The organism is Collinsella sp. AF36-3AT, from assembly GCF_003475205.1.
GTDB classification, from domain to species: Bacteria; Actinomycetota; Coriobacteriia; order Coriobacteriales; family Coriobacteriaceae; genus Collinsella; species Collinsella aerofaciens_AF.
Genome location: NZ_QROZ01000002.1, coordinates 95,767 through 110,476 on the forward strand (window position 1 = coordinate 95,767; position 14,710 = coordinate 110,476).

General features: G+C 61.3%; 11 protein-coding genes. 10 read left to right on the forward strand and 1 reads right to left on the reverse strand.

The genetic code is table 11. The features are described 5' to 3' along the window. Positions 1–26 precede the first annotated feature (26 nt). From DW003_RS02840 to DW003_RS02865, 6 genes are all read left to right on the forward strand, one after another. Positions 27–1,829: an ABC transporter ATP-binding protein gene (locus tag DW003_RS02840; protein WP_118387421.1), complete on the forward strand. Its 1,803-nt coding sequence runs from the start codon at positions 27–29 to the stop codon at positions 1,827–1,829. Positions 1,830–1,892: 63 nt separating this feature from the next. Beyond that, positions 1,893–2,558 (forward strand): endonuclease III, encoded by a 666-nt coding sequence (gene nth, locus DW003_RS02845; protein WP_118387423.1) that lies wholly within the window; start codon positions 1,893–1,895, stop codon positions 2,556–2,558. A gap of 158 nt (positions 2,559–2,716) precedes the next feature. Continuing rightward, a complete protein-coding gene (gene mfd / locus DW003_RS02850) occupies positions 2,717–6,349 on the forward strand; it encodes a transcription-repair coupling factor (protein ID WP_118387425.1) in 3,633 nt (1,210 codons plus the stop codon). A 56-nt stretch (positions 6,350–6,405) separates the two neighbouring features. Further along, entirely contained in the window at positions 6,406–7,269 is an 864-nt protein-coding gene (locus DW003_RS02855) for a phosphatase PAP2 family protein (RefSeq protein ID WP_118387427.1), read from the forward strand. Positions 7,270–7,314: 45 nt separating this feature from the next. Beyond that, a complete protein-coding gene (locus DW003_RS02860; RefSeq protein ID WP_118387429.1) occupies positions 7,315–8,340 on the forward strand; it encodes a low specificity L-threonine aldolase in 1,026 nt (341 codons plus the stop codon). A gap of 77 nt (positions 8,341–8,417) precedes the next feature. Beyond that, entirely contained in the window at positions 8,418–9,008 is a 591-nt protein-coding gene (locus DW003_RS02865; protein ID WP_118387431.1) for a GNAT family N-acetyltransferase, read from the forward strand. A 389-nt stretch (positions 9,009–9,397) separates the two neighbouring features. Here the strand turns inward: DW003_RS02865 and DW003_RS02870 are convergent, their stop codons facing one another. Continuing rightward, positions 9,398–10,120, reverse strand: coding sequence for a GntR family transcriptional regulator (locus tag DW003_RS02870; protein ID WP_118066177.1), 723 nt, complete (start codon positions 10,118–10,120; stop codon positions 9,398–9,400). 205 nt (positions 10,121–10,325) lie between these two features. Between DW003_RS02870 and DW003_RS02875 the strand changes: the two genes are divergently transcribed. The 4 genes from DW003_RS02875 (at position 10,326) to DW003_RS02890 (ending at position 14,705) form a co-directional block, all read left to right on the forward strand. Next, complete coding sequence (locus tag DW003_RS02875; protein ID WP_006235139.1) at positions 10,326–11,318, forward strand: SIS domain-containing protein; 993 nt, start codon at positions 10,326–10,328, stop codon at positions 11,316–11,318. Between the two features lie 366 nt (positions 11,319–11,684). Beyond that, entirely contained in the window at positions 11,685–12,767 is a 1,083-nt protein-coding gene (locus DW003_RS02880; protein ID WP_117758488.1) for a DMT family transporter, read from the forward strand. A gap of 183 nt (positions 12,768–12,950) precedes the next feature. Continuing rightward, the gene (locus DW003_RS02885) at positions 12,951–13,874 is read left to right on the forward strand and encodes a PTS mannose/fructose/sorbose transporter subunit IIAB (RefSeq protein WP_118387433.1); all 924 of its coding nucleotides are present in this window, start codon (positions 12,951–12,953) and stop codon (positions 13,872–13,874) included. A 36-nt stretch (positions 13,875–13,910) separates the two neighbouring features. Continuing rightward, positions 13,911–14,705 (forward strand): PTS sugar transporter subunit IIC, encoded by a 795-nt coding sequence (locus tag DW003_RS02890; RefSeq protein WP_118387435.1) that lies wholly within the window; start codon positions 13,911–13,913, stop codon positions 14,703–14,705. Positions 14,706–14,710 lie beyond the last annotated feature (5 nt).

Below are 14,710 nucleotides of genomic sequence, written 5' to 3' on the forward strand. Positions count from 1 at the left end.
GCCCTATCAGATGCGAAAGGAAGCCCATGTCTCAGAGAAGCACCAGCCCGCTCAAACGCTCCACCGTGCGCCGCACGCTACAGCGTTTTTGGGACGTCACGCGCACGCAGCCGCTGATCGTCTTTCTCTCGGTGTTCTCGTCGGCGGGCTACATCTTTTTGCTCACGTTTGCCAACACCTACGTGATGGCCCTCATTGTCGACCGCGTTCAAGCCGGTCCCGTGGCGGGTGACCAGGTGCTTGAGGTCTTCGCCCCCTATATCCTGGCGCTCGTACTCGTTAACCTGGTGGGTCAGATCCTCTCCAAGCTACAGGACTACACCGTCTACAAGCTCGAAATCGCAGGCAACTATCACCTGGCGCGTCTGTGCTTCGACACGCTCTCCAACCAATCCATGACATTTCACACCAGCCGTTTTGGCGGATCGCTCGTTAGCCAGACGAGCCGTTTTATGAGCGGCTACACGGGTCTGGTCGACGTGACGGTGTATTCGCTCATCCCCACCATCACCTCGGTCATCTGCACCGTGGCCGCACTCGCCCCGGTGGTGCCGACGTTTACCGTGATCCTGGTGTGCATCATGGTCGTCTACATCGCGTTTGTCTGGCTTATGTACAAGCACATCATGCCGCTTTCGGCTGCGACGTCCGCCGCGCAGAACAAGCTCTCGGGCGTGCTCTCCGACGCGGTCACGAACATCTTGGCCGTCAAGACCTGCGGGCGCGAGGACTTTGAACGCGATCTGTTCGACGCCGCCGATCGTGCCGCGCGCGACGCCGAGACGGTCTCGATGCACGCCATGATGCAGCGCAACTTTACGACCTCGGGCCTTATCGTCATCACCATGGCCGTGGTGAGTGTGTTCGTGGCGGGCGGCAACGCGTGGTTTGGCATCTCGGCCGGCTCGCTCGTCATGATCTTTACCTACACCTATAACCTCACCATGCGTCTGAACTACGTGAGTTCCATGATGCAGCGCATCAACCGTGCTTTGGGCGATGCGGCCGAGATGACGCGCGTGCTGGACGAGCCACGTTTGGTGGCAGACGACCCGGACGCCCCTGAGCTCAAAGTGACCGAGGGCGCGATTGATTTTGAACACTTGAGCTTTGCGTACCGTGACGCTGCGGCGGGCGAGAACGTGTTCGATGACCTGACACTTCATGTGGCGGCGGGCCAGCGCGTGGGCCTGGTGGGCAAATCGGGCTCGGGCAAGTCGACGCTCACCAAGCTGCTGTTGCGCTTGGACGATGTGCAGGGCGGCCGCGTGCTCGTGGACGGCCAGGACGTCTCGCGCTGTACGCAGCAGAGCCTTCGCCGTCAGGTGGCCTACGTGCCGCAGGAGGCGCTGCTGTTCCACCGCTCCATTCGCGAAAACATTGCCTACGGTCGTCCCAACGCCACTGATGAGCAGATTCGCGAGGCCGCGCGCCTGGCCAACGCCCTGGAGTTTATCGACCGCCTGCCCCATGGCTTTGACACCATGGTGGGCGAGCGCGGCGTCAAGCTCTCGGGCGGCCAGCGTCAGCGCGTGGCTATCGCCCGCGCGATTCTCACCGACGCGCCGATTCTGGTGCTCGACGAGGCGACCTCTGCCCTGGACAGCGAGTCCGAGGCGCTGGTGCAGGAGGCGCTCGAAAACCTGATGCGTGGACGTACCTCCATTGTGGTGGCGCACCGCCTGTCCACCGTGGCGGCGCTCGACCGTATTGTGGTGCTGGCCGATGGCGAGATCGTCGAGGACGGCACGCATGCGCAGCTTGTCGAGGCAGGTGGCGAGTACGCGAGCCTGTGGAGCCGTCAGACCGGCGCATTCTTGGAGGCGTAAGCGTCTCGGACGTGGGACAATTGTGTCCATAAGTTTATTGTGCCGTTGAGCCGAGGAGTCGTTATGCCACGCGAGACCAATGCCGCCAAGCGCGAGCGCGCCATCGAGGTGTGTGAGCGCCTCAACCGTCGCTATGGCACGGTCGAGTGCTTTTTGGACCACGAGAATCCCTTCCGCCTGCTGATCGCGGTGCTACTCTCGGCGCAAACGACCGACGCGCAGGTCAACAAGGTGACGCCGCGGCTGTTTGCCCAGTGGCCCACGCCCGAGGCCATGGCCGGGGCGAGCGTGGCTGACGTGGCGGACACCATTAAGTCACTCGGCTTTTATAAGAGTAAGGCCAAGCATGCCGTGGAGGCCGCCCAGATGATCGTTGCTGACTACGGCGGCGAGGTACCGGCCGACATGAAGGAGCTTGTAAAGCTGCCGGGCGTGGGGCGCAAGACGGCGAACATCGTACTCAACGTGGGGTACGGCATCGTGGAAGGCATCGCAGTGGATACGCACGTCAACCGCATTGCGCACCGCCTGATGCTGAGTCCCAAGACGCATGCCAAGGAGCCGCTCAAGACCGAGCAGGATCTGCTCAAGATTTTGCCGCACGAGTATTGGGAGTCGGTCAACCATCAGTGGATCACCTTCGGTCGCGAGATCTGCGATGCCCGCAAACCCAAGTGCGACGAGTGTCCGCTGGCAGATTTGTGCCCCAGCGTGCGCGTAGCGGGGTAAGGCGGAATGCATCTTCGTCTGGCGTTTTTTGCAGGGCCGGGTTTGCCCTTGAGCAGGAGTCCTCTCCATGCGCTACCATGACAAACAATGATCTTTGACGTACGACCCGCCGAGCTTGCCCCGGCGGGCTTTTGGCGTTGCGATGCCGGAGGAACAGCATGCTCATTCACCGTATAGCCGCGCAGCTCTACACTGCCGAGGCCTTGCAGACCGTCGAGGCCGGACTCGATGCCGGCGAGGACGTGACGCTGGCCGTGTCGCAGTCGGGCCGTACGCTTATGGCGGCCGCCCAGTTTGCGCGCCGTCCGCGCCCGACGGTCTACATCGTGAGCGGCGAGGATGCGGCCGATCGCGCTGCGCGCAGCCTTGCCGCCTATGTGGGGCTGGCGCGCGTGTGCCGTTTTCCCGAGCGCAAGGACTATCCGTGGCGCGAGCAGGCACCCAACGATGCCGTGGTGGCGCAGCGCTGCGAGGCTCTGGGGCGCATCGTGCGCGGGGACAACTGCATCATGGTTGCCTCGGCCCGCGCGCTGCTGCGCTGCGTGCCGCCGGTCGAGAGCCACTACTGGGAGTCCACGACCTTTGCGGTGGGCGAGGAGATTCCTTTTGACGAGGTGCCGCAGCGCCTGGTGGGCATGGGCTACACCAATGCCGGCGCCGCCGACGCGCCCGGTCTGTTCCGCGTTCACGGCGACAACGTCGAGGTGTTTCCCGCGCAGGAGAAAGCGCCCGTGCGCATTGAGTTCTTTGGCGACGAGATTGACCGCATCCGCCGCATGGTGAGCTCAACGGGGCAGACCATCGGCAACGAGGACAGTATCGAGATCTTCCCGTGCCGCGAGCTGGCGCTTACCGACGAGGCGGTCCACAACATGCATGTGGCGCTCTATCGCGCCAGCCAGGACGACAGCAAACTGGCGGCGCTGCTCGAGATGGTGGATGCGCGTATCGTCACGCCCGAGCTCGACTGCTTTTTGCCGGTGATGTACGGCCAGACCGTAAGCCCGTTGGCGCACGTGAGCGGCAAGGCACTCGTGGTTCTGTCCGAGCCGCGCTCGCTGTTCGACGACTGCCTGCGCGCCTACGAGGATATTGAGACCAGTGCCGGCGAGGCAGGGATTGACCGCCTGGATGGTCTGTACGTGCGTGCCCAACAGCTCGATTTTGGTGCCCAGCAGCGCCTGAACTACGTGAGCTTGATTCGTGCCGGCGGTGCGGTGACGGCAGAGCTCAAGATTGAGCAGCCGGCCATCGCAGGCTCGGACAACCGTTTTATGACGCGCATTCAGGAGGTCGTGGGCAAGCGCTACGCCTGCGTGTTTGCCATTCCCGACCGCGGTGCGCGCGAGTCGATGGAGCTCACCTTTGGCGACGAGGGCATTACCTTTGAGGAGTCGCTGACGGCCGCGCCCGAAAATGCCGGTGTCATTGGTGAGCGCGTGCGCGTGGCGGCGGCGGATTCTGCCGACCGTGCTGCCCGCCAGGATGCCCATGCTGCAATTCGCGAGCGCAAGGCCGATGCGCTCAACGCCCGCTCGCTCGAGGCGGGTGCCGCCCAGGCTGCCGCCGGTGCCGCCGTGCCCACCATCTCGCGCGGGCGCGTGACCTTTGTCGATGCCGCTCTGCCGCAGGGCGTGGTGGTACCCGACGCCAATTTGGCAGTGTTCTCGATCGCCGACCTCAACGCCCGCATGGATGCCAACCGCGCGCGCAGCCGCCGCAAGGTTGACATTACGCAGATTACCTTCCCGTTTAAGCCGGGCGATTACGTGGTGCACGCAACGCATGGCATCGCGCTCTTTAGCGAGATCGCGCGCCAGGAAGTGGGCGGCAAGGAACGCGACTACTTTTTGCTGGAATATGCCGACGGCGACAAGCTCTACGTGCCGCTCGAGCAGGTCGACCGCATCACGCGCTATGTTGGCCCCGACGGCGACAAGCCGCGCCTGACCAGGCTCAATACCGCCGACTGGACGCGTGCCACCAACAAGGCACGCAAGAACGCCAAAAAGCTGGCGTTTGACCTGGTCGACCTGTATACGCGCCGCTCGTCGATTACCGGTATCGCCTGTCCGCCCGATACGCCCGAGCAGATCGAGATGGAGGAGAGCTTCCCCTACAACGAGACGCGCGACCAGCTGGAGGCCATTGCCGACATCAAGGCCGACATGGAGGCGCCCAAGCCCATGGACCGCCTGCTGTGCGGCGATGTGGGCTTTGGCAAGACCGAGGTCGCACTGCGCGCGGCGTTTAAGTGCGTGGACTCCGGCCGCCAAGTCATGGTGCTCTGCCCCACGACCATTCTGGCCCAGCAGCACTACGAGACGTTCTTTGAGCGCTTTGCCCCGTTTGGCCTCGAGGTCGAAGTGCTCAGCCGCTTCCGCACCCCGGCGCAGCAAAAGCGCGCGCTTAAGGCGTTTGCCGAGGGCACGATTGATGTGCTCATCGGCACGCACCGCTTGCTTTCTGCCGACGTGAACCCCAAGAACCTGGGCATGGTGATCATCGACGAAGAGCAGCGCTTTGGTGTGCAGCACAAGGAGCAGCTCAAGAACCTGCGTGAGCAGATTGACGTGCTCACGCTTTCGGCAACGCCGATTCCGCGAACCATGCAGATGGCCACGAGCGGCGTGCGCGACATGAGCCTGATTACCACGCCACCGACCGGGCGTCGTCCCGTGATCGTGCACGTGGGGGAGTACGACCCCGATGTGGTGAGCGCGGCGATTCGCCTGGAGGTGGGTCGCGGCGGCCAGGTGTACTACGTGTCCAACCGCGTCAAGACCATCGACGACGCCGTGGCGCGCGTGCACGAGGCCGCGCCCGAGGCGCGCGTGGGCGTGGCGCACGGCAAGATGAGCCCGCGCGAGGTCGAGGACGTGATGATCGAGTTTGCGACCAAAAAGATCGACGTGCTCATCGCCACGACCATCGTGGAGAGCGGCATCGACAACGCGTGCGCCAACACGCTCATCATCGAGGACTCGCAGCGCCTGGGCCTGGCACAGCTCTACCAGCTCAAGGGCCGTGTGGGCCGTTCTGCCACACAGGCCTACGCATACTTTATGTTCCCGGGCGAGCTGCCGCTCACCGAGGAGGCGACGGCGCGCCTGACCGCACTTTCCGAGTTTCAGGATCTGGGCAGCGGCATGTGCATCGCCATGCGCGACCTGGAGATCCGTGGTGCCGGCTCGCTTATGGGCGCCGAGCAGCACGGCAACCTGTCGAGCGTGGGCTTTGACCTGTTTACGCAGATGTTGGGCCAGGCAGTGGCCGAGGCACGCGGCGATGACGACGCCGGCGTGGAGGCGGCGAGCGTGGGCATTAACCTGCCGGCCGATTACTTCTTGTCCGAGGAGTACCTGCCGGCGGTGGACCAGCGCGTGCTCGTGTACCGCAAGCTCGCGGCGGCCGAGGACCTGGAGAGCATCGACGAGGTACAGGAAGAGACCGAGGCCGCGCACGGTGAGCTGCCGTTGGCGGGGCTCAACCTGTTCAACCGCGCGCGCATCCGCATTCGCGGCGAGCGCCTGGGGCTCGAGAGCGTCACGCTCAGCGGCGGACGCATCACTTTTTTGGGTGTCGACGTGCCCAAGAAGGCGGCCTTTGAGCTCAAGACCCGTTACGGTGCGGTGAACTTCCCCAAGAGCCGCAAGCTGTCGGTGCCCTACAAGGCGGGCGCCGGTGCGGGCAGCGGCCTGGGTCGCGGTCTCGACGCCAACGACGGCACCGGCCCCGTGGCCGCGGCGCTCATGCTGCTGCAGCAGCTGGGTGCGTCCGACGATGATTAACGGGTCGACGCCGTAAACGCTCCATTTGGGCGCTCTGGTTTCATCGAAAGAAAAGCATGTTCGGATATATCTATAAGAAAGATGTCGCCATTATCGCGGTTGCCCTGTGCCTTTGTCTGGGCGTGGGCAGCTTCTTCGATTATCAGATCTCGAGCGCGCTGTTCAACATCGGCAGCATGTACGGCCGCTTTATCGAGGCCGCCGGCGAGCTGCCGTTCGAGCTGACGGCGAGCGTCGCGGGCGTTATGCTCGTGCGCTCGGCACGTCCCGACTCCAGGGGGAGCAAATGGCTCGCCGTGCTTGGCATCCTCGTCAACATCGGCCTGGCCGGCTACGAGATCGTTTCGTCCCTGCGGGTTGGCGGCAAACTCATCGCGGTTCAGCTGGTTCTGACGTTTGCATTGGTCATTGCGGCCAACCTCATCGTCTATCGCCTCACGCGCGACACCGACCCCGATGAGCTCACGCGCTGGGCGTTGATGGTACTTGCCGTGTGGGTCGCTCAGGCCATTATCCTCAACGTGATCGTCAAGCCGCTGTGGTCGCGCCCGCGCATGCGCGTGATCGAGGTGACGCAGGGACTCGATTTTCAGCCGTGGTGGGTGATCGGCAATCCCGACAAATGGACTTATATCGCCGCCGGCGTGATCAAGGACGGCTTCAAGTCGTTTGCGAGCGGACACACGGCGCATGCGGCGATCGGCCTTATGCTCGCCGGGCTTCCCGCGGCAGCCTTTACGGAAAAACCTTCGCGTCGCCGTGTAATCTTTTGGGCGGCGGTTGTTGTTGCAGCGTTCGTCGCCTTTGGCCGCATCGTGATCGGAGCGCATTTTTTGAGCGATGTGAGCTGCGGCTTTGCCCTGGTGCTGGCGCTTGAGTGCCTTGCCGCGCGCATTGCCTATCCCAACGGCGTACAATAGCTCCGTTTGAATCATCTGGCCGATACCCGGTAAGAGAGGATTGCCATGCTCGCGTTTAACAACGATTATTCCCACGGCGCACATCCGGCAGTGCTGCAGGCGCTCGTCGACACCAATATGGAGCCGCAGCCCGGCTACGGTACCGATGCGCACACCGAGCGTGCCAAGCAGCTTATCCGCGAGGCCTGTCAGGCCCCCGATGCCGACGTGTTTTTTCTGGTGGGCGGCACGCAGGCCAACGCGACGGTGATTGACATGCTGCTTGCGCCCTACGAGGGCGTTGTTGCCGCCGAGACCGGCCACGTCGCCTGTCACGAGGCGGGCGCCATCGAGTTTGGCGGCCACAAGGTGCTCACCATCCCCGGCTACGAGGGCAAGATGCACGCCGAGGACCTCGAGAACTATATCCAGGTGTTCTACGAAAACGAGAGCTACGAGCACACGGTGTTCCCGGGTGCCGTGTACGTGAGCCTATCGACCGAGTACGGCACGCTGTACTCCAAGGCCGAGCTCGCGGCGATTCACGCGGTGTGCCAGAAGCGCGAGATTCCGCTGTTTGTGGATGGCGCCCGCCTGGCCTATGCGCTGGCGGCCGATGAGTGCGACATTACCCTGCCCGAGCTGGCGCAGCTGTGCGACGTGTTCTACATCGGCGGCACCAAGTGCGGCGCGCTTTGCGGCGAGGCCGTGGTGTTTTGCGGCATGCACGCTCCGGCGCATCCCATTCCGCGCATTAAGCAGCACGGCGCGCTGTTGGCCAAGGGTCGCCTGACGGGCGTGCAGTTTGAGGCGCTCTTTACCGACGGCCTGTATTTTGAGATTGGTCGCCAGGCGATCGAGACGGCTCAGGCGCTTCGTCGAGTGCTGCACGAGCGCGGCTACCAGTTCTTTTTGGAGACGCCCACAAACCAGCAGTTCGTGATTCTGCCCAACGAGGACATGGCCCGCATTCGCGAGCATGCGGCGATCGAGTACTGGGAAAAGTACGACGATACCCACACGGTGGTGCGCTTTTGCACCAGCTGGGCCACGACGCAGGAGGACATCGACGCGCTGGCGGCTGTCCTGTAGCCTGATGTAATGACGAGGGGCCGCCTTGCGCTGGGTTTGGCGCAAGGCGGCCTTTGTTTTTGAGAGAGAAGGGTTGTATGACCGAGATGTCCGAGCCGGCGATTCGCCTGGCGACGCCCGAAGACGCGCCGGCGTTGCTTGCCATCTATGAGCCGTATGTGCGCCAGACGGCGATTACCTGCGAATACGAGGTGCCGAGCGTTGAGGAGTTCGCCGGGCGCATCGAGCGTACGCTCAAGCGCTATCCGTATCTGGTGATGGAGCTGGACGGGCGTCCGGTAGGCTATGCCTATGCGAGTCCGCTCAACAGCCGCGAGGCATACGACTGGTCGGTCGAGACGTCGATTTACCTGGCACGCGACGTGCGCCACGGCGGGCTGGGCCGCAAGCTGCACGATGCGCTCAAGCAGTGCCTGATCGCGATGGGCATCACCAACATGTGCGCGCTCATCGCCGTGCCGCACGACAAGGACGACGAGTATCTAACGCACAACAGCCAGGACTTCCATGCCCATATGGGATATCGCTTGGTGGGTGCTTTCGACCGCTGTGCCCAAAAGTTCGGCCGCTGGTACGACATGTGCTGGATGGAGCTGGTCCTGGCCGAGCGCACCCCCAACCAGCCCAAACCAACCTGGTTCCCCGACCTTCCTAAACCTACCATTTAGGGACAGGTTTATTTTGGCAGGTTTTTGGCTGTCTTGTGGTATCAAATCGCCGCAAGTAGCGTGGCGTTTGTACGCTATTTTGACCTGGATTGTCCCCTCGGGACGCCTTGCGGGCTAAGTGAGTAGGCTTTTTTGGCGCAGGCCGAGCACAAAGCGTATCTGCCTTAGTAAAACCGCAGGTCACGGAGGTGGCTGTTTTGAATGTGCTCGACAGGTCGCGAAAAGTCTACTCACTTAGATTTACGGTGCTGGATATTTTGGGCAGGAACAGTTGAGCTTGGGCGGCGAGTGTTGCCAGGCGATGTTGGCATTTGCGCCATGCCGGCTTGAGATTTAATAAAAACCGCAGGTAAAACGTTTATTAGGTACATTTTGCCTCGTTTGGTGCGCTAGCCGATGGGCTCGGTGTATTTGGCGCGGTCGGTGCGCTGGATACGCTTGGAGATATGGAGCGGGCGGCCGTCGGTGTCGTAGACGTAGTCGGTGATCAAGATCAGCGCCTGCCCACGCTCAACGTTGAGCAAAAACGCCTCGTTTTGCGAGGCATAGCACACCTCAAAGGTCTTATGTCCCTGTGCCGGCGCGCGATGGAATTCTTGGCGCAGCATGGCGTAGAGCGAACCGTTGATATCGCGATCGATGAGTGCCTCAAAGCTCGGTGGTAGATAGGTGGTTTCCAGGCACAGTGGCGCGTCGTCCAGGTAGCGCAGGCGGACAAGTTTGACGAGCTTGCTGCCCATGGCGGCGTCAAAGAACTTAGCTATGCTGCCGGCCGCCTTGGCAAAGCCCGAGTCCACGGTGCGCGTGGTGGGCTTCATGCCCTGACCCTGGACTTGTGCCGTATAGCTCGAAAACACCAGGTTGTTCTCGTGGAGCGCGGGCGTGTCGGCCACAAAGGCGCCGCGCCCGCGCTCGGTTCGAATCAGGCCCTCGTCAACAAGCACCTTAAGGGCATGGCGCACGGTGCTGCGCGACAGGCCCGATTCGTCCATGAGTTCCATCTCGGACGGCAGTTTATCTCCGCGGGCGTAGGTGCCGGCGGCAATGCGGTCGCGAAGCGTTGCCGCCAGACGCTCGTATTGGGTCAAGTTCTTTTTCGACGAAGTGCTCATGCGAACAACCTGTATCTAACTTGTATGCTTACAGAACCAAGCATGTATCCAACATGACAACAAAACCGCTGGTAATGGCTTGCCGAAAACTTTACCAGCAAAATTTCTAAGACAAATATAGCATACAACTAGTCGACATAACCAAAACATGTATGTAACTTGTATGCCATCGAGAGCATCAAACGAGAAGAAAGGCTGATGCACGATGACTACTCAGGAACAGGTTAAGGACGTCGTCTCCCAGGTTTTGGCTGACAAGGCAGACAAGGGCGGCATCAAGCGCGTCGTGTGGATTGGCGCCGGTGGATCCAACGGCGGCAACTATCCTGCCCAGTACTTTATGGAGCACGAGGCCACGCAGGTCGTGAGCTCCAGCTACACCAGCAACGAGTTCGTGCACGCCACGCCTGCCTACGTCAACGAGAACACCCTGGCCGTCGTCGTGTCCATGCGCGGCACCAAAGAGACCATCGTCGCCGCCCAGGTCGCCAAGGATCACGGCGCCAGCACCATCGCCATCTATGTCGACGAGTCTGGCCTCACCGAAGTCTGCGACTACAAGATCCAGTATGACAGCCTGGCCGTCGATGAGTCCTGCATGGGCCGCACCAACTCCGCCGTCGTGACCATGATCGCCATGGAGCTTACGCAGCAGACCGAGGGCTATGCCGAGTACGAGACCGCTATGGCCGCCTTCGACCTGGTCGATCCCATCTATCGCAAGGCCGTCGAGTACACCCGTCCGCTCGCTGCCAAGTGGGCCGAGCAGAACGCCGACAAGCCCTGCATCAACGTCATGGCTCAGGGTCCGCTCTTTGGCGCCGCCTATGTCTTTAGCATCTGCAACGTGCAGGAGATGCTGCAGATCGACTCCTGCACCATCAACACCTGCGACTTCTTTCACGGCCCCTTCGAGATCCTGGACAAGCGCACCTCGCTGTTCCAGCTCATCAGCGTCGGCCGCAGCCGCTGCAACGACGAGCGCGGCATCCGCTTTGTCAACCAGTACGGTGGCGAGCGCGTCTATCAGCTCGACGCCAAGGAGCTCGGCCTCAACGACATCAAGGACAGCGTGAGCGAGTACTTCAACCACCTGATCTTTGCCCCGATCCTCAACAACGTGTACATGCGTGCACTCTCTGCCGTTACCCACAAGGACTACATGACGCGCCGCTACATGTGGAAGCTGGACTACTAGTTACGCCGTTCTACCGAACGGCGTAACGGCTCGACGCTGCGCGCCCGGCATTTGGCCAATCTGCCGTTCAATTTCAAAGGCGCGACCAGAAGGTCAGCGCCTTTTCATTTCACGGCACCTTGGCTCAAATGACGGGCGCTCGCTGACGTTGCCAAAACGTCGGCGTCGTCGTGTTTGTTAAGGGGTTGGTGCATTGGGGCCAGGTTCATATGCACCAAGTTGGTGCATATGAACCTGGCCTCTTTGCACTAATGGGTTGTAGCGGAAAAGCAGATTTTCCCGTCTGCCGATTTGTGCCTTGAAAAATGTATATAACGACTATAACGTAGTGTGAAACATATTGGAAACAATACCGAGGAGGCTGCGTTGAAGAAAAGCAATCTGGGCTATGTGCTGGTGCTGATCGCCGCGCTTATGTGGGGCAGCATCGGAATCTTTGTAAACGGCATCTCGGCCATGGGCGTTACGTCCCAGAGTATGGCTGCCTTTCGCTTGTTGTCGGGTGCCGTCTTAATGGCTCCGGTCTTGGCATTCATGGGTTGCCAGGGAGGTGCTCGTGAGGGAAAGGCATCGGGTCCCCTGGCACTGTTCAAGGCAAGCCCTAAAGAGCTTGTTCCCTGCGCGCTTGTCGGTATCGTCGGTTTGGCCGCCGCCAACACCTGCTATTACGAGTGCATGGGCGAGGTGGGCATGTCCACGGCCTCGGTGCTGCTCTACACCTCGCCGGTGTTTGGCGTCATGCTCGGCCGCGTGCTTTATCGCGAGGACGTGACCCCCAACAAGCTCGTTGCCATTGTCTTTAACATCGTTGGCTGCGTGCTTGCAGTGACCAATGGCGACCTTTCCGGTTTTCATTTTTCGGTTTGGGGCGTCACGTCGGGCGTGATTGCAGGCCTTTGTGGTGCGTCGCTCGCGGTGTTTAGCCGAATAGCAACCAAGACGGTCCACCCGCTGGCTGTCACGTTTTGGGGCTTTGTTTTTGGCGGTGCGGTTATGGCGGCTATCGCGGCTCCGTGGCCGGATGTCGCCGCGGCAATGTCGCCACAGCTGCTGCTGCTGTTCCTTGGCTTTGGACTCATCCCCACAGCCGTGGCTTACATCTTATATATGCAGGGCCTGTCCATGGGGCTCGAGACGTCGAAAGTTCCCGTCGTAATGTCATTCGAGACAGTCGTCACCGTACTGCTGGGCATTGGTGTCTACGCCGAGCCCGCCGGTGCGATCAAAGTCCTGGGCATCGTGCTGGTGCTCGCGTCTATCCTGATTATGAACACCGACTTCTCCAAGCTGCGCAACAGCGTCATTGCCAAACGTATTGTCGAGAGCATGACCTTTAAGCCCAACGCGTGGTGGACCGAAAAATCTCAGGACATGGATCTGTTTAAGGAACGCACCGGCATCGCGCTGGAGCCCACCGTGCAGGAAAGCCCCTGGTACTTCGTGCGATAAGGGATTGCGCACGGCGTCCGACCTGGGATTATCCAGCCAGCGCCGGCCTACCCAGCCCCAACGTTTCAAGTACGTTAAACCCGTCAACGGTCGATTTTCACCCGCGAACGGTCTTTATACTAATTAGCAATATAAGCAACGTATAAGACGTTATAATGACCATAACGAAAAGGAGGAGGCAAGATGAATCAGATCATTCTCGCATCTCATGGCGGCCTGGCCGCAGGCGCCAAAGACACGCTCGAGATGGTTCTCGGCGACGTGTCGAACGTCCACGTCGTGTCGCTTGCTCGTGACGACAAGGAGCCCATCACCAATAAGGTGGACGCCATGATCGCCACGTTCAACGCGGACGACACCGTCTATGTGCTGACCGATATGCTCGGCAGCTCGGTCAACAACAGCATGGTCGAGCTTTCCAAGAACGGCACGAAGTTCACGGTTGTCAGCGGTTTCAACATCCCGCTGGCGCTCACGCTCGCTATGAGCCCCGTCCCCGTCAAGGGCGCCGAGCTCGCGGCCCTCATCAACGAGGCCCGCACCGGTCTGACCAACCCCAACGCACCGGTCGAGGTCGTCGCGGCTCCCGCCAAGAAAGCCAAGGCGTCCCGTCACAGCTCCGGTCCCGCCAAGATCGTCCTCGCACGTCTTGACTACCGTCTGCTGCACGGCCAGGTCGTCTTTACCTGGACCACCAAGGTTCAGGCCGAGCGCATCATCGTCGTCGACAACGCTGCCGCCAACGATGACATCAAGAAGGGCGCTCTTAAGCTGGCCAAGCCCCAGGGCGTGCGCCTGAACGTCTTCACCGTTGAGCGTGCCCTTGCCAAGATGGACAAGCTCAACACCCTCGGCGAGCGCGTCATGTTCGTCTTTGGCAACACTGCCGAGATGCTGCAGTTCTGCCAGGGCTACAAGCTCGACGCCATCAACCTGGGCGCCACCGCCAACCACGACGGTGCCGAGCAGGTCGGCGGCAAGGACAGCTCCGTCTTCTTCGACGCCACCCAGAAGGCCGACGTCAACCAGCTGCTCGACATGGGCATTAAGCTCTACGTCCAGCAGACCCCTACGTATCAGAGCGTCGACATCGACGCCAAGCTGTAATCAACCAGGCGTTTGCCTGACTGAAAGGAGAAGGGTATGAATACGTTCATCAGTGCGGTGCTCGTCGGCCTCGTCGGCGTGTTCTGCATGTGGGACTCCCGCCTGCTCGGTCGTCTTAACTTCGAGCAGCCCCTCGTTGGCGCTACGCTCGTCGGTCTGCTGCTGGGCGATGTGCCCACCGGCCTTGCCGTCGGTGCCGCCGTCGAGCTCGTGTCCATGGGCCTGGTGCAGGTCGGCGCCGCCGTTCCGCCCGATATGGTCCTGGGCGGCATCGTGGCCGCTGCCTTTGCGTGCCTGACCGATGCTTCCGCCGAGACCGCCATGACGATCGCCATCCCGGTCGCCGTCCTGGGTCAGCTCCTCGGCATCGTGTTCCGTTCCATCATCGCCGCCCTCACCCATGTGGCAGATAGCGCGATCGATAACGGAAAGTTCAAGACCGCTTACCGTATGCACATCTGCGCCGGCTCCGGTCTGTACGCCGTCATGTACTTCCTGCCGATCTTCCTCGCCGTCTTTGTTGGCACCGACCTGGTTCAGGCCATCGTCAACATGGTTCCCGAGTGGCTGTCCACTGGTCTTAACGTTTCGACCAAGATCATGACCGCCTACGGCTTGGCCCTGCTGCTCACCATGATGATCAAGAAGGGTATGACTCCGTTCCTGTTCATCGGTTTCCTGCTCGCCGCTTACCTCAACCTGTCCGTCATCGCGGTCGCTCTGATCGGTGTGTGCCTGGCTGTCGTCTTCATGGGCTTCAAGTTCAACGGTTCCCATGCAGCCGCCGGTGCCGATTCCGACTACGATCCGCTCGAAGACGACGAAGACTAAGGAGG

Bases quoted from the DNA above. Each gene is read 5' to 3' on its own strand.
- DW003_RS02840 (WP_118387421.1), top strand. From the start codon at position 27: ATGTCTCAGAGAAGCACCAGCCCGCTCAAACGCTCCACCGTGCGCCGC.
- nth (WP_118387423.1), top strand. From the start codon at position 1,893: ATGCCACGCGAGACCAATGCCGCCAAGCGCGAGCGCGCCATCGAGGTG.
- mfd (WP_118387425.1), top strand. From the start codon at position 2,717: ATGCTCATTCACCGTATAGCCGCGCAGCTCTACACTGCCGAGGCCTTG.
- DW003_RS02855 (WP_118387427.1), top strand. From the start codon at position 6,406: ATGTTCGGATATATCTATAAGAAAGATGTCGCCATTATCGCGGTTGCC.
- DW003_RS02860 (WP_118387429.1), top strand. From the start codon at position 7,315: ATGCTCGCGTTTAACAACGATTATTCCCACGGCGCACATCCGGCAGTG.
- DW003_RS02865 (WP_118387431.1), top strand. From the start codon at position 8,418: ATGACCGAGATGTCCGAGCCGGCGATTCGCCTGGCGACGCCCGAAGAC.
- DW003_RS02870 (WP_118066177.1), bottom strand. From the start codon at position 10,120: ATGAGCACTTCGTCGAAAAAGAACTTGACCCAATACGAGCGTCTGGCG.
- DW003_RS02875 (WP_006235139.1), top strand. From the start codon at position 10,326: ATGACTACTCAGGAACAGGTTAAGGACGTCGTCTCCCAGGTTTTGGCT.
- DW003_RS02885 (WP_118387433.1), top strand. From the start codon at position 12,951: ATGAATCAGATCATTCTCGCATCTCATGGCGGCCTGGCCGCAGGCGCC.
- DW003_RS02890 (WP_118387435.1), top strand. From the start codon at position 13,911: ATGAATACGTTCATCAGTGCGGTGCTCGTCGGCCTCGTCGGCGTGTTC.